At 46.4% G+C, this 23,436-nt stretch carries 24 protein-coding genes; all 24 read left to right on the top strand.

The window, feature by feature from the left end:
* The first annotated feature begins 118 nt into the window (after positions 1–118).
* On the top strand, positions 119–634 hold the full coding sequence (locus Ga0451573_RS18365) for a YqeG family HAD IIIA-type phosphatase (RefSeq protein ID WP_231685624.1): 516 nt from the start codon (positions 119–121) through the stop codon (positions 632–634).
* A 231-nt stretch (positions 635–865) separates the two neighbouring features.
* Positions 866–1,732: a shikimate dehydrogenase gene (locus Ga0451573_RS18360; RefSeq protein WP_231685623.1), complete on the top strand. Its 867-nt coding sequence runs from the start codon at positions 866–868 to the stop codon at positions 1,730–1,732.
* Positions 1,733–1,858: 126 nt separating this feature from the next.
* On the top strand, positions 1,859–2,356 hold the full coding sequence (locus Ga0451573_RS18355) for a MerR family transcriptional regulator (RefSeq protein ID WP_231685622.1): 498 nt from the start codon (positions 1,859–1,861) through the stop codon (positions 2,354–2,356).
* A gap of 191 nt (positions 2,357–2,547) precedes the next feature.
* A complete protein-coding gene (gspE, locus tag Ga0451573_RS18350) occupies positions 2,548–4,254 on the top strand; it encodes a type II secretion system ATPase GspE (protein WP_231685621.1) in 1,707 nt (568 codons plus the stop codon).
* A gap of 24 nt (positions 4,255–4,278) precedes the next feature.
* A complete protein-coding gene (locus tag Ga0451573_RS18345) occupies positions 4,279–5,337 on the top strand; it encodes a type IV pilus twitching motility protein PilT (protein ID WP_231685620.1) in 1,059 nt (352 codons plus the stop codon).
* A 13-nt stretch (positions 5,338–5,350) separates the two neighbouring features.
* Positions 5,351–6,574: a type II secretion system F family protein gene (locus Ga0451573_RS18340; RefSeq protein WP_231685619.1), complete on the top strand. Its 1,224-nt coding sequence runs from the start codon at positions 5,351–5,353 to the stop codon at positions 6,572–6,574.
* Positions 6,575–6,620: 46 nt separating this feature from the next.
* A complete protein-coding gene (locus Ga0451573_RS20130) occupies positions 6,621–6,977 on the top strand; it encodes a competence type IV pilus major pilin ComGC (RefSeq protein ID WP_231685618.1) in 357 nt (118 codons plus the stop codon).
* 79 nt (positions 6,978–7,056) lie between these two features.
* Positions 7,057–7,803 (top strand): prepilin peptidase, encoded by a 747-nt coding sequence (locus Ga0451573_RS18330; RefSeq protein WP_231685617.1) that lies wholly within the window; start codon positions 7,057–7,059, stop codon positions 7,801–7,803.
* A gap of 42 nt (positions 7,804–7,845) precedes the next feature.
* Positions 7,846–8,244 (top strand): type IV pilus modification PilV family protein, encoded by a 399-nt coding sequence (locus Ga0451573_RS18325; RefSeq protein WP_231685616.1) that lies wholly within the window; start codon positions 7,846–7,848, stop codon positions 8,242–8,244.
* Positions 8,245–8,267: 23 nt separating this feature from the next.
* Positions 8,268–8,774, top strand: a complete 507-nt coding sequence (locus Ga0451573_RS18320; protein ID WP_231685615.1) for a PulJ/GspJ family protein — start codon at positions 8,268–8,270, stop codon at positions 8,772–8,774.
* An 18-nt stretch (positions 8,775–8,792) separates the two neighbouring features.
* Entirely contained in the window at positions 8,793–10,046 is a 1,254-nt protein-coding gene (locus Ga0451573_RS18315; protein WP_231685614.1) for a DUF7305 domain-containing protein, read from the top strand.
* 51 nt (positions 10,047–10,097) lie between these two features.
* Entirely contained in the window at positions 10,098–11,186 is a 1,089-nt protein-coding gene (gene pilM, locus Ga0451573_RS18310; protein ID WP_231685613.1) for a type IV pilus assembly protein PilM, read from the top strand.
* Positions 11,187–11,744 carry a PilN domain-containing protein gene (locus Ga0451573_RS18305; RefSeq protein WP_231685612.1) on the top strand — a complete coding sequence of 186 codons (558 nt, stop codon included), beginning with the start codon at positions 11,187–11,189 and terminating at the stop codon, positions 11,742–11,744.
* On the top strand, positions 11,741–12,355 hold the full coding sequence (locus tag Ga0451573_RS18300) for a type IV pilus inner membrane component PilO (protein WP_231685611.1): 615 nt from the start codon (positions 11,741–11,743) through the stop codon (positions 12,353–12,355). Before Ga0451573_RS18305 ends, Ga0451573_RS18300 begins: the two co-directional genes overlap by 4 nt.
* 18 nt (positions 12,356–12,373) lie before the next feature.
* The gene (locus tag Ga0451573_RS18295; protein ID WP_231685610.1) at positions 12,374–12,871 is read left to right on the top strand and encodes a prepilin-type N-terminal cleavage/methylation domain-containing protein; all 498 of its coding nucleotides are present in this window, start codon (positions 12,374–12,376) and stop codon (positions 12,869–12,871) included.
* A 103-nt stretch (positions 12,872–12,974) separates the two neighbouring features.
* On the top strand, positions 12,975–14,135 hold the full coding sequence (aroC, locus tag Ga0451573_RS18290; RefSeq protein ID WP_231685609.1) for a chorismate synthase: 1,161 nt from the start codon (positions 12,975–12,977) through the stop codon (positions 14,133–14,135).
* Positions 14,136–14,137: 2 nt separating this feature from the next.
* The gene (locus Ga0451573_RS18285; protein WP_231685608.1) at positions 14,138–14,671 is read left to right on the top strand and encodes a shikimate kinase; all 534 of its coding nucleotides are present in this window, start codon (positions 14,138–14,140) and stop codon (positions 14,669–14,671) included.
* Positions 14,668–15,762: a 3-dehydroquinate synthase gene (gene aroB, locus Ga0451573_RS18280; protein ID WP_231685607.1), complete on the top strand. Its 1,095-nt coding sequence runs from the start codon at positions 14,668–14,670 to the stop codon at positions 15,760–15,762. Before Ga0451573_RS18285 ends, aroB begins: the two co-directional genes overlap by 4 nt.
* A 58-nt stretch (positions 15,763–15,820) precedes the next feature.
* Positions 15,821–17,248: a TldD/PmbA family protein gene (locus tag Ga0451573_RS18275; RefSeq protein WP_231685606.1), complete on the top strand. Its 1,428-nt coding sequence runs from the start codon at positions 15,821–15,823 to the stop codon at positions 17,246–17,248.
* Between the two features lie 152 nt (positions 17,249–17,400).
* The gene (locus Ga0451573_RS18270; RefSeq protein WP_231685605.1) at positions 17,401–17,856 is read left to right on the top strand and encodes an N-acetyltransferase; all 456 of its coding nucleotides are present in this window, start codon (positions 17,401–17,403) and stop codon (positions 17,854–17,856) included.
* Between the two features lie 183 nt (positions 17,857–18,039).
* The gene (locus Ga0451573_RS18265; protein ID WP_231685604.1) at positions 18,040–19,452 is read left to right on the top strand and encodes a sensor domain-containing diguanylate cyclase; all 1,413 of its coding nucleotides are present in this window, start codon (positions 18,040–18,042) and stop codon (positions 19,450–19,452) included.
* Between the two features lie 48 nt (positions 19,453–19,500).
* Positions 19,501–20,958, top strand: a complete 1,458-nt coding sequence (locus Ga0451573_RS18260) for an MFS transporter (protein ID WP_231685603.1) — start codon at positions 19,501–19,503, stop codon at positions 20,956–20,958.
* A gap of 117 nt (positions 20,959–21,075) precedes the next feature.
* Positions 21,076–22,362: a DUF6612 family protein gene (locus Ga0451573_RS18255; RefSeq protein WP_231685602.1), complete on the top strand. Its 1,287-nt coding sequence runs from the start codon at positions 21,076–21,078 to the stop codon at positions 22,360–22,362.
* 177 nt (positions 22,363–22,539) lie between these two features.
* A complete protein-coding gene (locus Ga0451573_RS18250; protein WP_231685601.1) occupies positions 22,540–23,346 on the top strand; it encodes a DUF6612 family protein in 807 nt (268 codons plus the stop codon).
* The last annotated feature ends 90 nt before the right edge of the window (positions 23,347–23,436 follow it).

Below are 23,436 nucleotides of genomic sequence, written 5' to 3'. Positions count from 1 at the left end.
GACGGAATACTAAAAGACCTCCGTGCGGCAGGTTATTCCTTTGCTTCCTTGGATGAACTGCAATAGGTGTGGTATAATATTCCTGTAAGGGTTGGAGGAGGGGAAGCTATTGTTATCAATGTTCCATCCGGATGCGTATATTTCTTCATTAACTGACATCAGACCTAAGTATTTCGTTGAACGTGGTATCAAAGGACTTATTATTGATCTGGACAATACACTGCTTTCATGGAAAAGCGAAGCTATAGAACCTGAAATTTCCGGCCTTCTGCAGGATTATACTGCAGCCGGGTTAAAAATTTGTGTTGTTTCTAATGCTTTTAACAGCCGGGTTTCAGATATCCTGAGCCCTTTGGGGATTCCCGGAGTGGGCAGGGCCAGAAAGCCGCGGCGGAAGCCTTTTTTAAAGGCCCTGAAGATTCTCGGGACGGACAAAGATGAAACTGCTGTTGTCGGTGATCAGCTATTCACAGATGTATTTGGCGGCAACAGGCTGGGCTGCTATACTGTTCTGGTAAAACCAATCTGCAAAACTGAATTTGTCGGCACCAGGTTTGTCCGGATTGCCGAAAAGTTAGTGCTCAGAAATTTGGCAAAAAACCGGATAGTTAAGGCCCCTGTAAGGCGGCGATAATATTAAACAGATGTCTTGATAAAAATAATTTTGCTGGGGTCAGATTTCGAGCTGTTACGACAGCGGTTTGTAGTATAATAGAGCTAAGGACAAGGCTTCTACAATTTAGTTTTCTCTCCTCAGTGATCCTTTGGGTCACCTTTTTTCTTTTCAAGGCATTGTTTTGGGGCTTAAGATTATATCCTGGCAGAGCGGCGAATTTGTTCTATTACATGACAGTGGGGTGAAGAGATGAGAAGTATCAGCGGAAAGACAAAAGTTACCGGATTATTTGGTTATCCGGTGGAGCATTCATTTTCACCTGCTATGCATAATGCAGCTTTTAGCCGGCTGGGTCTGGATTATGTTTATGTACCTTTTTGCGTAAAACCGGAGGAACTTTTCACAGCAGCAGCAGGAATCAGAGGAATGAACCTTGCCGGGGTTAATGTGACAATCCCTCATAAAACAGCTGTTATGGAGTTGGTGGATAACCTAGCCCCCGAGGCACAGTTAATAGGCGCAGTGAATACTATTGTGAATAAGGATGGCAGACTAACCGGCTATAACACCGATGCTCCGGGTTTTGTGGCCGCACTTAGAAAAGAAGCCGGAGTTGAGCCGGCAGGAAAGCGGGTTACCATTATCGGCGCCGGGGGAGCTGCCAGGGCAGTTGCCATACAGCTAGCCCTGGAGGGGGTAGAAAAGGTGATCTTAAGTTCACCTTTTCCGCAGGAGATTACTTCTATAAAGAAGGTGATCACTTCCGCATCCGCAGCCTCTGTTGCCGAGGCTGCCTGGGACGAAACCGCCATATCCCTGGCTGCGGCAAATTCCGATATTATAATTAACGCCACACCGCTGGGAATGCACCCAAACACAGATGAAATGCCGCCGCTTAGGTTTGACGGGATACCGGAAGGAGTCCTGGTCTGTGACCTGATATACAATCCCGGTGAGACATTGCTATTGAAGAAGGCCAAAAAACATGGGCATCCCGTGATGAATGGAATGGGAATGCTCCTTTACCAGGGTGTTATTGCCTTCGAGCTGTGGACAGGCCGGGAGGCTCCGGTGGAGGTAATGAGAGAAGCGCTTATGAAAGCGATCATGAGCTAAGCAGTAATGTCAAAAAATGTTGGAAAATGTTGGTAAAAAAACTGTCATATATGGAGGATTTTAATGTGGAGGTAATGAAGTACCTACTAGCTTGTTTATTTAGCAGGTAGTTTGGAAGCGTGGTGATTGAAATTGACCGGAGAAGCTGAGCGGAGTTTGACCTTGCAGCAGGTAGCTACAATACTCCAGGTTGAGACAAGTACTGTCAGGTTTTGGGAAAAGGAATTCGCTCAATTCCTGAACATAAAAAATAAGAAAGGCCAGCATAAAAGGTTTACCGAAAAGAACCTGGAGGTATTCAACCAGATTAAGGAACTGCTCTATACCGAACAGTATACTATTAAAGGAGCCCAGCGGAAGCTGGAGATGGAACGGACCCTGACCAGCGGTCTTGGTATTGAAAGCAATTTTAAGACAACTGTGTTTTTCATGTTTTCTGCAATTATGCGGGAACTGCATGCCTACCGCGAAGATAGCAGGAAACTGGCCGAACAGGTCCGGGAACTGCGGGAAGAGAAAATAAGAGTGGAAGAGAAACTGATTGAAGAAAGAAACAAAGGCTTATTGGATTTTCTGAAAGATAAAATACAGGTTAAAAAGATTTCTGAACAGGAGGAAGCTTAAGCTTCTTTTTTTTGTCTTTTTTTTGAAGGGCTTTGCTAAATTTGACATTTTTTTTGTGCTCTTAGGTACAAGTTTAGCAGGATTTAGTAAAGAAGAGTAGAAGTTATTCTACATAGTACTACATAATTCTGGTATTAGTATTGTTATTTTCGATATTTTGCCGAAAAGGCATTGTGACAGGAGGCAGACTTGTGTTTTTACCTATCCGGAAACGGCTCGGAGAAATACTTCGTGAAGATAACCTGCTGACAGAAGGACAGCTTCAGGCTGCTCTTGATAAACAGAAGGAAACAAATGAGCGCTTGGGCAGAATTCTCATCAGTATGGGTTTTGTCGATGAAGAGACAGTTCTGAAGGTACTTGAAGCAAAACTGGGATTGCCCCTGATAAATATCAGCAGGCGGAACCTGGACCCTGAAGTGGTGAAACTGATTCCCGAACAACTGGCCCTGAAGTACAAGGTAATTCCGGTGGAGCTGGATGATGACAGGATTACCTTAGCTATGGCTGACCCGCTTAATGTCTTGGCAGTTGATGATGTAAGGATTGCTTCAGGGTGTGATGTTGAGCCTGCCATAGCGTCAGAAAGTGACATCGACAGCGCTATTGCCACTTATTTTGGCAAGGACAGTATAGTTAAAATGGTTGAAGACATCCCTGAAGATCTGGGATTGGATTTTGATGAGGGTGGTTTGGACCAGTTAAGGGAGATAGTTGAGGATGCTCCTATGGTTAAGCTGGTCAACTCTCTGATTACACAGGCAGTGGCCGGCAGAGCCAGTGACATTCACGTGGAACCAAGGGAAAAGGAGCTTCATGTGCGCTACCGGATTGACGGTGTGCTTAGTGATGTCACCCAGTTTCCCAAAAGGATGCAGGCCCCGGTCATTTCCAGGCTCAAAATCATGGCAGACCTTGATATAGCTGAACGCAGAGTGCCTCAGGATGGCCGTATCCAGATGAAAATTGAAAATAAGGAGATTGATTTCAGGGTTTCCACCCTGCCGACAATATTTGGAGAAAAAGTAGTCTTAAGGATCCTGGACAAATCCAGGGGACTGATGCACTTACAGGAACTGGGGATGCTCCCGGAGATTTTGAAAAAGTTCCGCACTGTAATTACCCATCCCTATGGGATAATCTTGGTAACCGGTCCTACCGGCAGCGGAAAAACCACCACACTGTACTCGGTATTAAGTGATATTAACACCCCGGAAAAGAACATTATTACCCTTGAAGACCCGGTGGAGTATACCCTGGGCGGAGTTAACCAGGTACAGCTTAATGTTAAAGCCGGACTAACCTTTGCCGGAGGGCTGCGCTCAGTGCTGCGCCAGGACCCGGATATCATCATGGTCGGGGAGATCAGAGACCCCGAGACAGCCAAGATTGCCATCCAGTCAGCGATGACGGGACATCTGGTACTTTCTACTTTACATACCAACACTGCTTCAGCGACTCTTACCAGACTAATGGAGATGGGGATTGAACCATTTCTGGTGGCCTCATCTGTGGTTGGGATTGTGGCCCAGCGGCTAGTGCGCCGCCTGTGTCCCGAATGTAAGGAGCCATACGAACCATCGGAAATGCTTGTGGAAAAACTGGGCATCAAGGCAAGAGCTGATGAACGGGTTGTTCTGTTTCAGCCCAAAGGATGTCCTGCTTGTAACAATACTGGGTTCCGGGGCAGGCTGGCTCTGCAGGAAGTCCTGTTTATGAGTTCATGGGTCAAAGACCTGGTAACCAACAAGGCTCCTGCCGACCAGATTGAAACAGTGGCGATTGAAGAAGGAATGATGACCCTGAAACAGGATGGCTTGAGAAAGGTGGCCCTGGGCCTGACCAGTCTGGAAGAGGTAATGCGGGCTGTCTTTGTGACCGACGAATCCGCTGAGTGACAGCTCAGCTTAAGAGGTGGGAAAATGCACATAGATGATTTGCTGAAAAAAGCGGTCGATATGGGGGCCTCAGATCTCCATATTACTACAAATGCATCGCCTGTAATCAGGATCAATGGAAGCACCAATTTCATGGCTGGAAATAAGATGGACAGGCATGAAATATTGGAGCTTGCCAAACAAATTATGGGTGCAGAGCATAGTAAAGTATTTGAACAGCAGGGGGAAGTGGATTTTTCATACGCTATTTATGGTTTCGGCCGTTTCCGGGTTAATGTATTCAAACAACGCGGTTCTGTTGCCATGTCTATAAGGGTGGTTCCACCTAATATCCTTACTCCTGAAGAACTCGGTCTGCCTGAAGTGGTCAAGACAATGGCCATGAGGCCCCATGGTCTTGTACTGGTAACCGGGCCGACGGGAAGCGGTAAATCAACGACCCTGGCGGCTATGATTGACCTTCTTAATAAGGAGATACAAGGTCATATTATCACACTGGAGGATCCCATAGAGTTTTTGCATACTCACCGGAACTGCATTGTCAATCAGAGGGAAATAGGTATTGATACAGAAAGCTTTGCCTCAGGCCTGCGCTCTGCACTGCGGCAAGACCCTGATATAATCTTGGTAGGTGAGATGAGAGACTTGGATACAATTTCAACTGCTATTACTGCTGCAGAAACAGGCCATCTTGTTCTAGCCACCCTGCACACCAGCAATGCAGTTCAGACAATAGACCGGATTATCGATGTCTTCCCACCGTACCAGCAGAACCAGGTGAGGGTGCAATTGGCATTAATCCTTGAAGGGATAATTGCTCAGACATTATTGCCAAGGGTGGATGGCAAAGGGCGGGTTGCGGCAGTTGAGGTACTTGTAGCCAACTCCGCTGTTCGCAATTTAATCCGGGAAGGCAAGACACACCAGCTGCCTACAATTATTCAGTCAAGCTTAAAGATTGGTATGCAGACAATGGATTATTCATTGCGAGACTTATACATGAGGGGAATTATCAGTTATGAGGATGCCCGCAAACGCACCCTGGACCAGGAAAACTTTGCCAGACTGGTTCAGAGATTATAGGTGGTGAAAATAAATGGCCCATGTATATGTATACAAAGTAAGAGATGGGATGGGAAAAACACATGCCGGGGAAATAGAGGCCGAATCGAAGGAACTTGTAGTTGAACGGTTGCGGCAGACGGGTTATTTTATAACCAAGGTTGAACTAAAGCTGGAATCACCTACAGTTGGAGAGACCTTTGCAAAGTGGAGCACTGTTACCCCAAAGGATTTGGCGATTTTTTTCAGACAATTTGCCACGATGGCCAGCTCTGGACTACCTTTGTTAAAAAGCCTGAACATACTGATTGAACAGACGGAAAAAATGAAACTCCGCGATTCCCTGGAAGATATGAGGAGAGATGTGGAAAGCGGTTCTTCCCTTTCTCAGGCCATGGGAAAACACAGGAGTGTCTTCCCAATGTTTGTAATGGCTATGGTGCGCGCAGGTGAAGCCGGTGGTTTTCTGGATGATGTTATGGATCGCCTGGCGGTAACCTTTGAAAATGACCATGAGATGCGCGAAAAAGTAAAGGGGGCTGTGCGGTACCCCCTGATAGTCCTTGGTTTTGCTGCTCTTGTGGTTGTTCTTATGCTTACATTCATTATCCCTAATTTTATGCTGTTATTTGAGACAATGGATATCCAGATGCCTTTGCCGACAAGGATAGTCCTGGGGATTAGCGATTTCCTGAAGTCTTATTTTCTCATCTTGGCCTTACTGGCAGTTTTGCTGGCATTGCTGGCTGTAAGGTATGTCAGGTCCCCCGAGGGCAGAGCAAGGTTTGACAGGTTTGTCCTTAAGATACCGGTATTTGGAGAGCTCCTGTTAAAATCATCGCTGGCAAAAGTCAGCCGCTCACTGGGAACACTGCTGGCCAGCGGGGTGCCGATAATACAGGCACTTGAGATAACCCAGGGTATTGCCGGGAATGCCGTTGTGGCGGGGGAACTGGCTGAGGTTTCCAACGGTGTCCGCGAGGGTGATGCCATGGCAAAACACCTGGAAAGATCCAGGGTGTTTACACCCATGATGATAAACATGATTGCTATTGGTGAAGAGACGGGTACCCTGGAAAACATGCTGGTTAAGGTTGCTGATTTTTATGATAAAGAAACAAAGTACATGACAGATAACATGACTTCATTGATTGAGCCGTTTTTGATTGTCATTCTTGGGGTAATCATTGGGGGGATAATGCTGAGTATTTTGTTACCCATTTTTGAAGTGTACAGCCAGATGGGTTCAGGAATTTAATTTAACCGGATTCAGTATTTAAATAACGCTGGAAGGGGGTGAAAGAATGAAAAAAGGAATTATGATAAGAATTAACAGGATGCTGAAAAACACCAGAGATGAAAGTGGTTTTACACTTATTGAACTGTTGGTGGTTATAGTAATCCTGGGGATACTGGCAGCGATAGTTGTTCCCAAAATTGCCACCAGTTCCGATGAGGCTAAGAAGAGTACCTGTGAGACTAATATGAACCTGATAGACAGTGCATTACAGAGGTATTATTTTAACGAAAGTTCGTATCCGGCTGATGTTAGCGACCTCGCAGATGAGGATTACCTCAATGTTGAGCCTGAATGTCCTGTTACTGAAGGTTCGTATTCAATTTCAGACGGAAAGGTCGACAGAACCAATCACGGACACTAAGCAAATTCATTTCTCACTATACCTGGGCAGAGCGTGCCAGTTCTGCCCAGACATATTCTTTAAATTGCCGGGGGAATTAATGAATATTATCATATTTTTATTAGGCCTTATTATAGGCAGTTTCATCAATGTAGTTATCTGCCGCCTCCCAAGGGGCGAATCGGTTGTCTGGCCGCCATCCCACTGTACCTTGTGTAAAAAGCGGATTAAGTGGCAGCATCTGATACCTGTTCTCAGCTACATATATCTTAAGGGGAAATGTGCTTACTGCAATCATAAGATTTCTATTCGTTACCCCATAATTGAATTAATTTTTGGCATCTCATTTTATACTTTGTTTCTTATGTACGGTCCAACCTGGCATTTTCTGTCCGTTACAATCTTTTTAATTATAATATTTTTGGCTGCCGTAATCGATATTGAACACCGCATCATTCCCAATAAATTAAATATTTTTGGAGCTGTATCAGGGTTTGTTCTGGCAGCGGGAGGACATCAGGGATGGCGGTACAGCCTGGAAGGCTTCCTGGCAGGGGGGGTGGTATTATTTGCTGCGGCCATGGCTTCCCGCGGGGGCATGGGCGGGGGAGATATAAAATACGCTGCGGCTATGGGAACATTTTTGGGGTGGCAAGGTATCCTGGCAACTGTTTTTCTGGCTTCCGTAATGGGCAGCCTGTTTGGAATCATACTTTGTATCATAAAAAGAAAACCTCTCAGAAAAACGGGGATACCGTTTGGACCATTTTTGTCAACTGGCGCTTTTTTCATTTATTTTTTCCAAACTGAATTGCTTGAGTTATATCTCGACCTGATAATGCACTAAATCTGATAATGTGTGAAGGAAAACGGAATGGTGGATTTGCTTATGAAAAGGGGAAAAATCGGAATCAAAGATATATTTAACAGTAGAGGTTCCTCATTGCTGGAGGTGGTAGTGGCCTTGGGGATTCTGGCAATGGCTATGGTCACTATTCTAGCTCTGTTTCAGTTCAGCTTTACTTCGAATGTTGATTCCCTGAGAAAGACTACTGCTACCCAAATGGCCCGGCGGAGCATGGAAAATGTAAGGAACGCGACAGTGACTGCGGGAACCTATAGTGAGACAGTTGATTTTGATAAAACAAATTACAGGATATATAGGGACATCAAACCTAGTCCTGTCTATGATAATATGTACGAGGTCAGTGTCAGGGTGTACTGGCCTGACACACGCGGGCAGGAGAGAATTGTTGAGATAGGGATGGAGAGAACTCCTGAAAGGTGAGGTTTTGGTTAACAGGTGATGCTATGTTAAAGAAGGATTATATCGATAATCAAAAAGGGGTTACCTTGCTGGAATTGGTTGTTGCCATTGCGCTCCTGGGAATGCTTTCTGTATCTGTCCTGATGTTAATGTCCCATGGGATAACATATTTCGGGACAACAGAACGGCAGATAGAGCTGCTGGACAATCTTAATTCGGCAATGAATTTCATGTCAAAAACGGTGCGAGAAACTCAGGGGGGTTATATCAGTGTTGCGTCTCAGGGTGAACTGCGCTACCGGGATTTAGATTCGTTAGGCGCTGAAAGGCTATGCCGGTTTAAGGTTGATAATGGTGTCTTGGTAAGGGAGACTGAGACTTCAGCAGGTTCCTGGGGTAATGCCCAGGGGCTTACATCGGGAGAAATCACAATTACTGACCTGGTATTTACAACCGTATCTACCAAAACCGTGAAGATATATCTTCAGGCTCGTTTTAAAGACGGGAAGACTGCAGCTCTGGAGTCGGTGGCTGCAGCCAGAACCGAGTAAGACAGGGGGGATACCGCTATGGGGAAGTTGTTCGCAAAAAGTGTCAGGGTATTTAATAAAACCGATGGTTCTGCATTGATATTGGTGCTTCTGGTTGTGACCATGCTGTTAATCCTGGGGACGGCTGCAATTAATATTTCTACTGACAAGACCATGGTGACCCATCTTGAAGCAGATGGTATGCAGGCTCTTTATACAGCCGAAAGTGCGGTCAATATCAATAAGGAAAGCGGTGGCGTCGTATATGACGCCGTTTACGAGTACCTGACAGACAGTTCATATACATTTGGTTCACCCGTTTCCGGAACCGCTTCCGGTGGAGAGTACCGGATAGTCTCTGTCAGCCGGCAGGGCCCAACGATCTTTAAAGCCGTTGTTGAGTCTGAACTGCCGGGGACTGCGGTAAAACGAAAAATCACGGCAACTTTTGAGGCTGTTTACAGCTTGGGTTCAGGATATTCGGGAGTGTTTGATTATGCCATATTCTCCAATGGTGATATGACGATGGAAGGACAAGCAAACACCGATTCTACGCCAAACCCGGTTCAGGGAGATATTCGCAGCAACGGGGGAATTTATTTAAGTGGCCAAGCCGAGGTTAATGGTGATGCCTATTATATGAGTGGAATATCAGGGGGAGACAAGGTGGTCGGCGATTCTATTCCACTTAATTCTGACGATTCATTGGACATGCCGGAGATTCCAGAAGAATGGGTTGATGTCATAAATTATAATTTTTACACAACCACTGAGTCAGGTGATGTAAGCTATAGCAACGATGAAGTGGAAAATCTCACCCAGCGGTATATAGCCGGAAATCTCAGCATCAGCGGTACTGCGGAGGTGACCATCACTGGGATTATCTTAGTTGATGGAGATGTTTCCATTTCCGGCCAAAGCAAGGTAACCGGTGATGGTGTGATTTTGGCAAAGAAAACTGTCAATCTTAGTGGTCAATCAGATGCAGTACTTGATTTCGGGGCAATTATTTCATTGTCTGACAATAGTTCCGGTGCAAATCCTGCGATTGCAGCCAGCGGCCAGAATGATTCCAGATGTGTTATCTACGCCCCTAATGGGATGATAAAGCTCAGTGGGCAGGGCGACATTACCGGGTCTGTGGTTGGGAATTCTGTACTGGCTACAGGGCAGGGCACGATTCTTCATGACCAGAATCTTGCCGCTAGTTACACAACACTTCCCGGCTCCGGAACTGGCACGGGCGGGGTGGAGAACCTTAGCCTGAAAATTATCGGCTGGCAGGAAAACTGATAAACATTTATATCACCAAAATAGAAAAACCATCATAGAGGAGTGTGGGAAATGGGCCTGTTTTCAAAAAAAGGCAGCATCATAGGACTCGATATAGGTGAGCAGAGTATTAAATTGGCAGAAGTCAGGAAATCTGGAGGCAGCTATGAAATTATAAATTTTGCTATGGTTCCCACTCCTGGAGGATGTGTTTCCGGCGGCAATATCACCAATGCCCAGTCCCTGATACTGGCGCTGCAGAAAGTCCAACAATTCTTCCCCGGTGAAATGCCCAGGGTGGCTACTGCGATTTCCGGTGATAGTGTATTAATCAGGCACTTTAATATGCCGGCGATGCCGGAAAAGGAAATGACAGAAGCGGTCAAATATGAGGTTGAGGCCCAGCTTTCGATTCCCAGCAAAGAGATTGTGGTTGACTTTATGAAAGTCGGGGAGGTTAGTGAGGGAGGGGTCAAAAAAAATGAAATCATGGTTGTTGCCGCCAGGAACGAAATTATAAATCATTATGTGAATATTATCAAGTCCATCGGGTTTGAGCCTGTAGTGATGGATGTTGATCCTCTGGCGCTTCTGAGGACTGTGGAAATTGTTGAGGGGCCTGCAAAAATGACCGGTTGTTTTGCAGTAGTTGATATAGGGGCAGGAACTACTAATATCTCAATATTCGATAATAAGGTCCTGCGATTTACCAGGGGTCTGACAACTGCCGGCAATAAAATAACTAATGCACTTGTCAATCATTATGGCATCAGTTTTGAGGAAGCTGAATCGACCAAGAAACTGGTGGACCTCAGCGGGAGCATAGACAATAAAGGATTGAGTGTCCTGTTATACCAAAAGGCTGAAATAATGTCCCCGGTTATATCTGAACTAATAAATGAATTGGGCCGGTCTTTGGAATTCTTTATGACCAGGCACCGGGAACTGCGGGTTGACCGGATGTATATCAGCGGTGGAGGCGCTCTCTTTAAGGGGCTGGCCGGTCAAATAAGTGATGAACTTGAGTTACCAGTCCAGGTATTAAACCCGGCAGAGAGGATGAATATTTCGCCCAAACTGCAGCATAGGGAAAAAGAAATCAAAGAAGCCGGCTCAGCGCTTGCGGTTGTGGTCGGACTGGCAGTAAGTGAGGTGGAATAAATGCAAAACAGGATTAACCTTTTAGCGCCGCCGGCAGACACAAAAAGACAGGATAAGAAAGGCCCCAGCATGGTTTTAGTGATAGCTGGTGTTATTATCCTGGCATTGTCTGCGGCTGCTTATGGGAGCATGTTTTTTCTCAGCTACAGGACTGCGGCCAAAATTGAAGAAAACAAGGTCAAAATAGAAAAACTAACCCAGGTGTCAGCGGCTGCAGACGAATTAAGTCGGCTTAAGAAAGAGAAGTCCGAAGTGGAAGGGGCTATTCAGAAGATTGATGCCGCCAAGCCTGTACTGACCAGGTGCATGGATGAGGCTGCCAGGCTGCTGCCGCCTTTAGTTACCTTAAGGTCAATGAATATGACTGTCAATCCCAGAAGTATTGATATTAAGGGAACAGCGCCTTCTTATGATGTTGTGGCTCAATTTCAGGCAAATCTGCTGGATTCCGAAATTCTTAATGATGTGTACATAAAAGCAAGCGTAAGGGATGAGAAGGCAGGTTATGTTGTTTTCAATTTAGTAATTACCCCGGCGGAAGGGGGAATTAAGCAATGATTTCAGGATTAAGCAGAAGGGAACAGAACATTATATTAATCGGGATTTTAGTTGCATTTGTGGCGGTATTTTATGTATACCTGGTACAGCCGGTGTGGCAGGAACTGGCCGCCCGGAAACTGGAACTGTCCGCCCTTGAAGAAAAACTCGCTGTACTTGAAGGCGAACAGAAACGACTTGAAGATCAAAAGGGAGATACAGAGCAGCTGAAAAAAGAAGTTGGTGTGCTAAGGGCACAACTGCCAGTTACCAGGGAAACTGCCGGACTTATACATATGCTGTATTCATATGCAGTGGCAACAGGGGTAACAGTAAATGAATTCAATACGGGAGAATTCGCGGAAAACACTGCTGTTCCGGGTACCCGCATTCTTCCGGTGAGCATAAAAATCAGCGGGACTTATACACAACTGCGGCAGTTTGCGGCTAAACTGGAAAAACCGCAGAGACTGCTTTATATCAACGGAATGTCAATCGATCAGTACGGTAACAATGTTAAAGGCAATATATCATTAAGCGTATTTTCGGCAAAAACCGGTAATTCTGCATTAAATAACCAGGATAGCATTCCCAGGTCACCGGCAAAAGGAAAGAATAACCCCTTTGTATAGAAAGAGAGGGGCGAAGACATGAGACGTATTTTTGGTAATGAAAGAGGTTTTACCTTTGTTGAAATAATGGTGGCATTAGTTTTACTTGGCATTATTTCTGCCGTAGTCATAGCTACAGGGCTTAAATCCGGGGCTGATTCAGCATCCCTGACCGGTCAGAGCAGGGAACTCATATCTGACATCAGAATGATAAGAACAATGGCACAAGAGGAAAGTAAACATTATGGTATTTTAATTGACCAAACTAAGCCGGGCGAATATTATCTTTGTGAGGTTGACGTTACTTCTGTGCCTCATGATTATAGTAATGTTACGGAAATAGTTGTACTGGACCGTGAAATAACAATCTCAGCAACACTTTCGTCAGACCTCAAATTCAGTTTCACTCCTGAAGGAAATGCTTGGGATGAGAATGGGAATACAGATAACGGGCCTTACAGGATTATTCTTCGGGACAGCAGTGGTGCGGCTAAACAGATTGAGGTAAACGATCTCGGACTGGTAGAGTTGAAGTAACCACACATTGACAACAAGCCGAAATCACTTCATAATAGTAAATAACACCGGAGTTTCAGGTTGTTATTTACTATTTTTATTTTATTTTACAGGAGTGGTAGATTTGTTAAGATACCTGACAGCCGGGGAATCCCACGGCAGGGCTTTGACAGCATTAGTTGAAGGGCTTCCGGCCGGAGTTCCCCTGACAGAGGACTACATAAACAGTCAGTTAGCGCGACGCCAGGGAGGGTATGGCAGGGGTGACCGGATGAAAATTGAAAAAGACCGTGTCAGCATAACTGCCGGAGTCAGAGGCGGCCTCTCTACAGGGGGCCCCGTTTCTTTGGTTATCGAGAACCGGGACTGGGCTAACTGGTCTGAGGTTATGTCCCCCGGGGATGATGCCAGGCTTGATGAGCGGGTGGTGACAAAACCCAGGCCGGGGCATGCAGACTTGGGCGGCGCCCTCAAATACGGTCATACTGACATCAGAAACATCCTGGAACGGGCCAGCGCCAGGGAGACAGCTGCCAGAGTGGCCGCCGGGACAGCAGGACGAGCCCTGGCGGAACAGTTTGGCATCAGGATATTTGGTCATGTAACCGTTATTGGGAGCATAGAAATTAGTGAAATCCCCGGTGATACTGAAGAAATCTTTCAGAGGGCCGCCCAGTCAGAGTTACTGTGTGCGGACAGTGCGACAGAAGCTAAAATGAAGCAGGAAATTGACCGCTGCCGGGATGATGGTGATTCCCTGGGTGGGATTTTTGAAATAATTGTTACCGGACTGCCGCCCGGGCTGGGCAGTCATGTACAGTATGACCGCAGGCTTGACGGCAGGCTGGCCCAGGCAGTAATGAGCATCCAGGCAATCAAAGGTGTGGAGTTCGGCATTGGGTTTCGGGCAGGAAGGCTGACCGGCTCACAGGTGCATGATGAGCTGTTTTACAGCCACTCAGACGGGTTCCGGAGGAATACCAACCGGGCCGGGGGCCTGGAGGGCGGGATTACCAACGGGGAGCCGCTGGTGCTGCGGGCTGTGATGAAACCTATCCCGACACTGTATAAACCTCTCAGGAGTGTGGATATGCATACAAAGGAACCCTATGAGGCTTCCATTGAGAGGTCCGATGTTTGTGCCGTCCCTGCTGCGGTGGTAGTTGGTGAGGCTGTGGTTTGTTTTGAAATTGCCAGGTCAATTGCGGAGAAGTTTGGCGGGGACAGCCTGGCAGAGATGAAGCGGAATTATGATGCATATGTTAATTATGTAAAGCGGGTGTAAAGATGCCAAATTTGGTTTTGATAGGTTATATGGGTACAGGGAAAACAACAGTTGGCAAAAAACTGGCCAGAAGGCTGGGAATGAAATTTGTAGATACTGACCACGAAATTGAAAGAGTAACCGGAATGAGTATTAGTGATATTTTTGATAAACACGGGGAAATTCGCTTCCGTTCCGAGGAGAAGGCGGCTGTCAGGAGAATAACCCGTGAAGACAACCTGGTTATTGCAACCGGCGGCGGGGCTGTGCTTGACAGTGAAAATGTGGAATTGCTGCAGCGGGACGGATTATTGGTCTGCCTGGAAGCCAAACCGGAAATCATCCATGAACGGACAAAAAGGAAAAAGACCCGTCCCCTGCTGCGGACAGATGACCCCTTGGGGAAAATCATTAAAATGCTCGCAGACCGGGAGCCGTATTATGCCCTTGCGTCTTTCAGGATTGACACCTCACAGCGGGAACTTGATGATGTGGTTGAAGAGGTAAGGCGGATATTCGAAAGCTACAGGAAAAACAGGGAGCGGCAGAATTCATGATAACTGTTCAGGTGAATCTCGGCAGTAAAAGTTACCCGATACATATCGGCAGCAACATTCTCCCTGACCTGGGGGCATATGTTAAGGAACTTGGGATTGGCAGCAGGATTATGGTGGTTACCAACCCCAAGGTGAGGGCGCTTTATGGCAGGCTTGTTACCAAAAGTCTGGAAGCAGCGGGCTTTGAAGCAATTGTTGCTGAGGTGCCTGATGGGGAAAAATATAAATCCCTGGAGTCAGCGGGACGCCTTTATGATACTGCCTTTGCCAACGGTCTTGACCGCAACAGTGCGGTACTGGCCCTGGGAGGCGGTGTAATCGGCGACCTGGCCGGCTTTATTGCGGCAACATATATGAGAGGGGTTCCCTTTATACAGGTCCCCACGACACTCCTGGCCCAGGTGGACAGTAGTGTGGGAGGAAAGGTGGCTGTTAACCACCCCAGAGGGAAAAATATAATTGGGGCGTTTTACCAGCCCAAGATGGTTTTTTCTGATATAAGTACACTCCATACCCTAGATGAGCGGCAGTTCAGGGCCGGTATGGCGGAAGTAATTAAATACGGCATCATCAGAGACAGCGAATTTTTTGCCTTTCTGGAAAAGGAGGCCTTGAAAGTAAGAGAGCTGCACACCGGGACCATTACTCAGGTTGTGCAGACCTCCTGCCGGATTAAAGCAGATGTAGTTGCAGAGGACGAAACTGAGCAGGGTATCAGGGCTATTCTTAACCTGGGTCATACTTTTGGACATGCCTATGAGGCGCTGACCGGGTATACTAAGTTTGTCCACGGTGAGGCCATAGCCATTGGTATGGTATCTGCCGCCAGGGCCGCGGTGCAGACGGGTCTGCTGCCGGAAAACGACCTGGCACGGATTGAAAGCCTGATTGACACATATGGACTGCCCGGCAGTTTCGGGAAGCTGGATATTGCCGAAATAATAAAAAACATGTACCATGATAAAAAAGCAGTTGCCGGTAAAATCAGATATATACTGCCTGAGATTATAGGCAGGGTTGCAATTGTTTCAGAGATACCCCATGATATCCTGAAAATTGTGCTGCAGGGACAGCGGAATGAAGTATACTAAGGCAATTGGGGGCAAACAATAAACCGGAGGGAAAGTATTTAACTTTGGGGGTGCTTCTGTGTTAGCAAAGGGTGATCTCGAGGAAATACTCCATCTGGCCGTTGCCAGGGGGGGCGACTTTGCAGATATATTTATTGAAGAAAAAAAGACTGCTGCCGTAGCCTGTGAGGCTGATAAAATTGAACGGATTAACTCAGGCATAGATATCGGCGCCGGGATTAGAGTAATTTCCGGAGATGCGACAGCTTATGCATATACCAATGACGTTTCCAAGGAAGGGCTTGCCAAGGTTGCCGGTGTTGTCAGCGCTGCTTCTGAAGGCGGACGTGATGTTACTGTAGACCTCAGGGAAGTACAACCTGTAGTTGAGATTGGGATTGAAAAAATGCCTGATACTGTCAGCATTGATGATAAGGTGGAAATGGTGCTCAGGGGCAACAGGGCGGCCAGGGGATTTGACTCCCGGATTAAACAGGTTACTGTTGGGATTGGGGATGTTATTCAAAATGTCGTCATTGCCAATACAAAGGGAGATTATGTCCGAGACCAGAGGGTAAGAACCCGGTTTATGATAAACACGGTTGCCATGGATAAAGGTGTAATCCAGACCGGCTATGATGCCATAGGCGGTTTTCAGGGTTTTGAACTGCTGCAGGAATACAGTCCTGAAGATGTGGCCAAAGAAGCAGCGGGAAGGGCTGTTAAAATGCTGGAAGCCAAGCCTGCACCTGCGGGGAAGATGGAAGTGGTCATGTCGGGAGAAGCCGGCGGGACTATGGTGCATGAGGCCTGCGGTCATGGCTTGGAGGCAGACCTGGTCCAGAAGAAACTCTCTGTTTATGCCGGACAAAAAGGCCAAAAGGTGGCGTCTGACCTGATTACTGTTGTTGATGATGCCACGATAAAAGGGAAATATGGCTCCTTCAGGTTTGATGATGAGGGAACTCAGGGACAGAAGACGGTCCTTATCAAGGATGGAGTGCTGCAAGAATATATGTATGACCGGCTTACGGCAATGCGCGAACAAGGGGTTAGTCCGACCGGCAACGGAAGGCGCGAGTCATACCAGGACAGACCCATTCCCAGGATGAGCAATACATATATTGCCTCAGGGAAGGAGGATCCCGAAAAGATAATTAAACATGTGAAAAACGGGCTGCTGGTCAAAAAGATGGGCGGTGGTCAGGTAAATACAACCAATGGCGATTTTGTCTTTGATGTGGCTGAGGGATACCTTATCAGAGAAGGTGAAATCACCGGACCTGTAAGGGGGGCGACCCTAACCGGCAATGGTCCTGAGGTGCTGCAGACAGTTGATATGGTGGGCAGCGACCTGGGCTACACCATAGGCACCTGCGGCAAAGACGGTCAGGGGGTACCGGTTTCCGATGCCCAGCCAACAATCCACATCCCGCAGATAGTTGTGGGAGGAACGGCACATGGAGATGAAAACAGCCCACAGGTAAAACGGATTAGAAGGTTATGAAGTTCAGGGAGCGCTCAGTGCAAAGAATATGAGGCGCTCACTTTTTTTGCGCTTTTCCAGACGGCGCTTAAGGTCGGGAAAAGTTTTTGTTGAAGTAACTAAATATTCAATGATATAATTACTACATATTTTCGAGGAAAGGTTATGGTTCGATGATTTATCGCAAAGCAAGAATCAGTGATGCCGAATGCATTCATGCACTAATCACACACTATGCCAATGAAGGTTTGATGCTGGCCCGCTCCAGGGCTATGCTTTATGAACATATCAGGGATTTTACTGTTGCTGAGGATAATGGGAAGGTGATTGCTGCCGGAGGGCTGCATATCCTCTGGGAAGACCTGGCTGAGGTACGGGCTTTGGCAGTTGCCCCCGAATATACCAAACAGGGAATAGGCAGGGGACTGATAAGCTGTTTTATCAGAGAATCATGGGATCTGGGCATTCTCCGGGTATTTTCCCTTACCTACCAGGCAATTTTCTTTAAGAAATGCGGTTTTAAGGTGGTCTCTAAAGAAATCCTGCCACACAAGGTATGGAAAGAATGTATAGAATGTCCAAAGTTCCCTAACTGTGATGAAACGGCTGTGCTTCTCGAAATTAACTGATTGACTTTTACGGAACCCCCGGAGGTAATTCTTTGGGGGTTTGATTTATTCGCATAGGTGGAATAATGAAAACGAAAAAAAGGATTAATCAGCATGGTGTCGAACTGGAAGATAAATACAGAGTAATATTGCTTCGGCAGGGGTGTTGGGATTCAGTTTGGTATCCGATTGAGGTGGGTTAAGATGAACCGGTTTTTTGATGTCGATGTTTTGCTGAGCTTGTTTGAAAGTATGCATATTGGGATTATCTTTGTGGACCCAGACGGTATTATCCGGTACTGTAATGTCTCTGCAGGCATTATGAAAAACATCCCCAGAGAAGCTCTGGTGGGCAGAAAACTGGAAGACTGCCACCCTAAAGAGACATATGTCAAAATAGAAGAAATGATTAGAAACGCATGTGGGAAAAAATTTGCAGAATGGAAAAGAATCGATGTTCATTCAGAACCTGACCTGGAGAAACTGGTATCACCTGTATTTACCCCTGAGGGTGAGTTCATTGGCCTGGTATTGGTCAGCCTGGATATTACCGGTAAACGTGAGCTTACTGACCGTATCCGCAAATCAGAGAAGGAACTGTCGGCGCTTTTTAAGGTGAGCCATACAATTAATTCATCACTCAATCTTAATGATGTCCTTTTTAAGATTCTGCTGCTGGCGGTTGAAGTAATAAATTTCACATCAGGTACTATTTATCTTCTGGATGAGGCCAGAGAAAAGCTTGTCCCCATGGCGACCACAGACTGCCTGCTTGGAGAAACGCCTGTGGAAACAATTGACTTTGCTTCTCCTGACAGCATTATTGCCTTTGCAGTAAGGTCCGGGGAAATGGTAAGCCTGGAACGGGGCAGACCGGGCTTTGATAAAATCGTAAAAAGGCCGGAAACAAGTGCAGTGTTTGTTCTGCCGCTAAAGGACCAGGATAAGTGCCTGGGGGCCCTTGTGGTGGAAAGTGAGGAGCGGGATGTCTTTGGTCTGGAGGAACAGGAACTTTTACATACTTTTGCCAATCATGCTGCTGCAGCCATTAAAAATGCCCAGCTGTTCGCCAAGACTCAGAAAATGGCTTTTGTGGACGGACTTACCGGGTTATATAACCGCCAGTATTTTGACCAGGTTTTGGATCAGGCAGTTGCCCAGTTAAAGAGAAAAGACCTGTACCTGACCATTATAATGGTTGATGTCAATGACCTGAAATTTATCAATGACTTCTTTGGTCACATCATGGGTGACCAAATTATCCAAGCTGCTGCCCATGTCCTGCAGTACAGTGTCAGGGACAGTGATACCGTGTGCCGTTACGGAGGTGATGAGCTCGTTATGCTTCTTCCAAATACAACCAGGGAGGAAGCGCTTATCGTCCATAAGCGGATTCTGGAGAATGTGGCCAAATGGAATGAGGAGCAAAATAACAACCAGGATATATCACTGGCGCTTAGTATCGGTACAGCAACGGCATTTGGCCGTGAAGGGCTCAGTGATATACTAACACGGGCCGATCAGAGCATGTATGAGGATAAAAGAAGATATAAGCTGGGGATTCATGATGAGACTCCGATTGAGCGGGCCAAGAAGCAATATTATTCATCTTCATGACAAGAAAATTTATGCAGAATGCTGCTGATGCAGGGGGAAGATGAGACGGTGTCATTGAAAGAAGAATTAAAGAAAAAGCCCTATTTTAAATGGATAGTTCTTTGCAATGTAGCCACAGGTACTTTTATGGCTACCCTGGATGGGAGTATAGTTAATGTGGCTTTACCGACAATCTCTGTTGATTTCGGTGTTGGCAAGGAGACCCTGCAGTGGACGGTCACTGCATACCTGCTGACTATTTCGAGCCTGCTTCTGGCTTTTGGCAGGCTGGCAGACATCATTGGCAAAAACAGGGTGTATGCAGCGGGGTTTCTGGGTTTTGCGCTGGGTTCAGCCCTGTGCGGGACAGCCGGTACTGTACAGCTGCTGGTGTTCTTCAGGATTATTCAGGCGGTGGGCGCAGCAATGATGATGGCAAATGCTATGGGGCTGATAACTTCCTGTTTTCCTCCCAGGGAGCGGGGACGGGCCTTGGGAACTATGGGAACCGTAGTTGCCCTGGGGAGTCTCACCGGACCCAGTTTGGGAGGTTTTTTGGTCAGCAGTCTGGGATGGCGGGCAATATTTTATATTAACATTCCTATTGGGATTTTGGGATTTATTGCATCCCTTTTTATCCTGCCAAGGGACAAAGATATACTGGGAAAACAAAAATTTGATTATTTTGGGGCCCTGCTGTTTGGCGGCGGGATAACCTGTTTTCTTTTGGGGCTGTCTGATGGCCAGGAGTATGGCTGGGCTTCCCAGCGGATACTGGTTCTCCTGGTTGGTTCGGCTGTCCTTCTGGGAGCGTTTTTTATTACACAACTGAAAATCAAGCAGCCGATGATTGAACTTTCCCTGTTCCGCAGCAGGCTGTTTTTTGCCGGCAATGTAGCTGGATTGCTGTCTTTTGTGGCCATGTTCTTCACTACTTATCTGCTGCCATTTTATATGTCTGAGATACTTAGTCTGAAGGCCTATCAAATGGGACTGGTGATGACTGCTTTTCCGGTGGTCATGGCTCTGACAGCTCCTTTTAGCGGCTGGCTCTCAGATAAAACAGGGCCTCTTTTGCTGACTACCGGGGGATTGAGTATCAATGCAATTGGCTTGTATTTACTGGCAGATATAAGTGTTGATATGTCGCCCCTGTCACTGGTCTGGAAAATGGCTTTAATGGGATTGGGAACGGGAATGTTCCAGTCACCAAATAACAGCTCTGTTATGAGTACGGTTCCGCTCCCCAAACTGGGGGTTGCCGGAGGAGTTGTGGCCACCGTGAGAAATGTTGGAATGGTAATTGGAGTTGCTCTTTCGGTGGCGATTTTTAATACCAGATTTGCAGCCCTGAAATCTGTTCTGCCCTGGCAGACTGCTTATGTTGAGGCCCTTGGCCTTGTCTTTAAGGTGGCCGCAGTGATTGCCCTTTGCGGGGCAGCGGTTTCGTTTGTAAGGGGCGGGGGTGCGCCAGGTGGTTCTGCCGGAACGAAGGGTGGCAGAACTGCTGCCAAAAGTGATGCTTGAGAGAAATATGAGAAATATACAAAAAATTAAAAAAATAGCAGGGATTATAAGGGTGCCCACATAATATACTATTTACGGAGAAAAGACCAAAATATGTTAAGGTGGGGGGAGAGAAGATTGAAAAAGGCTTTACAGATTTTTATGTGCATTATTTTTATCCTGACCGCATTTTCCGGTGTGGCGGGAGCAGCAGAGCCCGTAAAAGTCCTGATTGATGATGAGGGAATTACCTTTGATGTGGCTCCGGTAATTCGTGAGGGCAGGACCCTGGTGCCGGTAAGGAAAATAGTCGAATCAATGGGTGGCGAAGTAACCTGGAATGAAGCCAGCAGAACCGTTACCGTGATTAAAGGGGACGACAATGTAGTCCTGGTAATTGACAGTAATCTGGCCAGGGTTAATGAAACAGATGTTGTTATGGATGTGCCGGCAGCTATTATTGACGGCAGGACCCTGATACCGCTGCGGTTTGTAAGTGAAAACCTTGATGCTGTGGTAACCTGGGATGCAGTTACCCGGACCATATCCATCAAAACTCCGGTTAATATTGATGAAGAGGCATATGCCCTTCTGGCTGCCTCAATGGAAAAAAATAAGGATATTAAGAAGTTAAAAATGGATATGGAAGGCGAAATGGAAGTATCGGTGTCAGGGATGACAGGGCCTGAGAGTATGAAGATGGGTTTTGTCGGTAATATGAAGATGGATACTGAAGCGCCGGCCTTTGCCTTTACCGGTACAATGTCCACTGAACCTGCGCTTCTCGGTCAGGAGATGGAAGTCGAGTATATTTTTAAGGATAATGTATATTACATCAAAGACCCGATTGCCGGAACCTGGATGAAAATGGAAATGGATCCCGAAGAAGCAGAAGTCTATACACAGCTTATTCAGCAAAGCAGTTCATTAGCGATTGATTATACGGCATTTCTTGATGCTGCAAAAGAAATCGGCGCTTTTCGTGAAGTGAGCTTTGCTGGCGAGAAAGTCATTAATGGGGTACAGACCACAGGTGTAACTTTCGAAATTAATGGGCTGAAACTGGGTAAACTGGTGGATATGATCTTAACCGATGTTTACGGTGAAGCCGCTGCCGGTGACGAAGTTTTGAATGAAGTGCTCAATGATGAAACCTTAAATGAAATGCTCAATGATGCTATTAAGGCTATTACCATAAATAAGCTCAGCTACACATACTGGATAGGTGACAGAAATAATATTTATTATGGCAGTGACTGTGAAATGAAAATGGGGATTAATCTCGGGGCTGCCCTTGGGAGTATGACTATGGAAGGTGATATCACAACAACCATTTCAGATATTAATAAGACTCAGGTGATTACGGTTCCTAAAGAGGCTGAAGCAGCAGTTGATATCATGTCGGGTCTTGATTCGTTAGAATAAGATTTAATTGAAGATAAGTGTTAATTGAAGATAAGCAGTAGTGCTTTGAACAACCAGGGGTTGTCTCAGCTTTGAGACGACCCCTGGTTCTTTTTTCTCAGTTTGAGGCATAATTTAGTTACGGAAAATTGTTGGCAAAACTGCTTAGATAAACTAAGCCTTTTAAAGGAGGCCGTTATGAAAAAAGGAAAGATACTGCTTCTGGTTCTGCTTCTGGCAGCAGGGATCATCCTGTATTTCTGGGAACCCTGGAATGCCCTCAAAGAGGAACCGAAACTCGAAAATGCTGCTGATATCATGGAAGAGGCCAGGGATGCAGCGGGAGATATCAAAAATTATACGTACAAAACTGAGGTATCAGTGGGGAATCAGGTCAATGTGGATATCCTGAACAGGGTTGACCGGGATGACGACCGGCAGATGGTTGATTTTACCTGGCAGATACCCCAAATGTCGGGAGAGACATTGATGTATATCCAGGGCGACGAGGTATATGTCCTAAGCCCTGTAAAGAAGAAATGGGGGAGACCAGAGGAAGACCCCACGGTAGGGCCGTTTGTAGAATTTTTCTATAGGCAGCTGAGTTTGGTAGATCCGGTGTCAAACCTGATCAATATAGACCAACAGAGCGGGAAAGTTTCTGTGATAACACAGTCTGAAAAGGAAAATACCGCACAGAAAAATACCGCACATAAAAATGCCGGGCAGGAATATGTAATTGAGGTTATCCCTGAGGCAGGCGCTCTTTCAGAGTTGACTGATGCCATGCCGCCCCAGTTGAAAGGGGCTGAATTAAAGGAAATAAAACAGGTATTCCGGATTTCCCGGGAAAGTTATCTGCCGGTGAGATACGAGGTTCACGCCAGGGTCTCCTTTTTCGGCCTGGCATCCATGAAGTTTACGGTAGACAGTGTACCTAGAGATTATAACAAAACTGAACTTAACATCCCCAAGGAGTTGGAACAAAAAATGAAAGGGCAGTAATTCAGCCCTTTCACTTTTGTTCGTCCGGCATGCACATCAAGCCGATGGGTTGAGAGAAACCCTATCACCTAACCAGCGGGAAGATAACCC

Origin of the sequence: Phosphitispora fastidiosa, from assembly GCF_019008365.1 — a bacterium.
Taxonomy (GTDB): domain Bacteria; phylum Bacillota; class Thermincolia; order Thermincolales; family UBA2595; genus Phosphitispora; species Phosphitispora fastidiosa.
Note: the sequence above shows the minus strand (reverse complement) of the source record. Positions and strands in the feature narration are given on the sequence as shown.

What these genes read in the sequence shown, in the direction of transcription:
- Ga0451573_RS18365 (WP_231685624.1), top strand. Translation starts at nt 119, where the DNA reads ATGTTCCATCCGGATGCGTATATTTCTTCATTAACTGACATCAGACCT.
- Ga0451573_RS18360 (WP_231685623.1), top strand. Translation starts at nt 866, where the DNA reads ATGAGAAGTATCAGCGGAAAGACAAAAGTTACCGGATTATTTGGTTAT.
- Ga0451573_RS18345 (WP_231685620.1), top strand. Translation starts at nt 4,279, where the DNA reads ATGCACATAGATGATTTGCTGAAAAAAGCGGTCGATATGGGGGCCTCA.
- Ga0451573_RS18340 (WP_231685619.1), top strand. Translation starts at nt 5,351, where the DNA reads ATGGCCCATGTATATGTATACAAAGTAAGAGATGGGATGGGAAAAACA.
- Ga0451573_RS20130 (WP_231685618.1), top strand. Translation starts at nt 6,621, where the DNA reads ATGAAAAAAGGAATTATGATAAGAATTAACAGGATGCTGAAAAACACC.
- Ga0451573_RS18330 (WP_231685617.1), top strand. Translation starts at nt 7,057, where the DNA reads ATGAATATTATCATATTTTTATTAGGCCTTATTATAGGCAGTTTCATC.
- Ga0451573_RS18325 (WP_231685616.1), top strand. Translation starts at nt 7,846, where the DNA reads ATGAAAAGGGGAAAAATCGGAATCAAAGATATATTTAACAGTAGAGGT.
- Ga0451573_RS18320 (WP_231685615.1), top strand. Translation starts at nt 8,268, where the DNA reads ATGTTAAAGAAGGATTATATCGATAATCAAAAAGGGGTTACCTTGCTG.
- Ga0451573_RS18315 (WP_231685614.1), top strand. Translation starts at nt 8,793, where the DNA reads ATGGGGAAGTTGTTCGCAAAAAGTGTCAGGGTATTTAATAAAACCGAT.
- pilM (WP_231685613.1), top strand. Translation starts at nt 10,098, where the DNA reads ATGGGCCTGTTTTCAAAAAAAGGCAGCATCATAGGACTCGATATAGGT.
- Ga0451573_RS18305 (WP_231685612.1), top strand. Translation starts at nt 11,187, where the DNA reads ATGCAAAACAGGATTAACCTTTTAGCGCCGCCGGCAGACACAAAAAGA.
- Ga0451573_RS18300 (WP_231685611.1), top strand. Translation starts at nt 11,741, where the DNA reads ATGATTTCAGGATTAAGCAGAAGGGAACAGAACATTATATTAATCGGG.
- Ga0451573_RS18295 (WP_231685610.1), top strand. Translation starts at nt 12,374, where the DNA reads ATGAGACGTATTTTTGGTAATGAAAGAGGTTTTACCTTTGTTGAAATA.
- Ga0451573_RS18285 (WP_231685608.1), top strand. Translation starts at nt 14,138, where the DNA reads ATGCCAAATTTGGTTTTGATAGGTTATATGGGTACAGGGAAAACAACA.
- aroB (WP_231685607.1), top strand. Translation starts at nt 14,668, where the DNA reads ATGATAACTGTTCAGGTGAATCTCGGCAGTAAAAGTTACCCGATACAT.
- Ga0451573_RS18270 (WP_231685605.1), top strand. Translation starts at nt 17,401, where the DNA reads ATGATTTATCGCAAAGCAAGAATCAGTGATGCCGAATGCATTCATGCA.
- Ga0451573_RS18265 (WP_231685604.1), top strand. Translation starts at nt 18,040, where the DNA reads ATGAACCGGTTTTTTGATGTCGATGTTTTGCTGAGCTTGTTTGAAAGT.
- Ga0451573_RS18250 (WP_231685601.1), top strand. Translation starts at nt 22,540, where the DNA reads ATGAAAAAAGGAAAGATACTGCTTCTGGTTCTGCTTCTGGCAGCAGGG.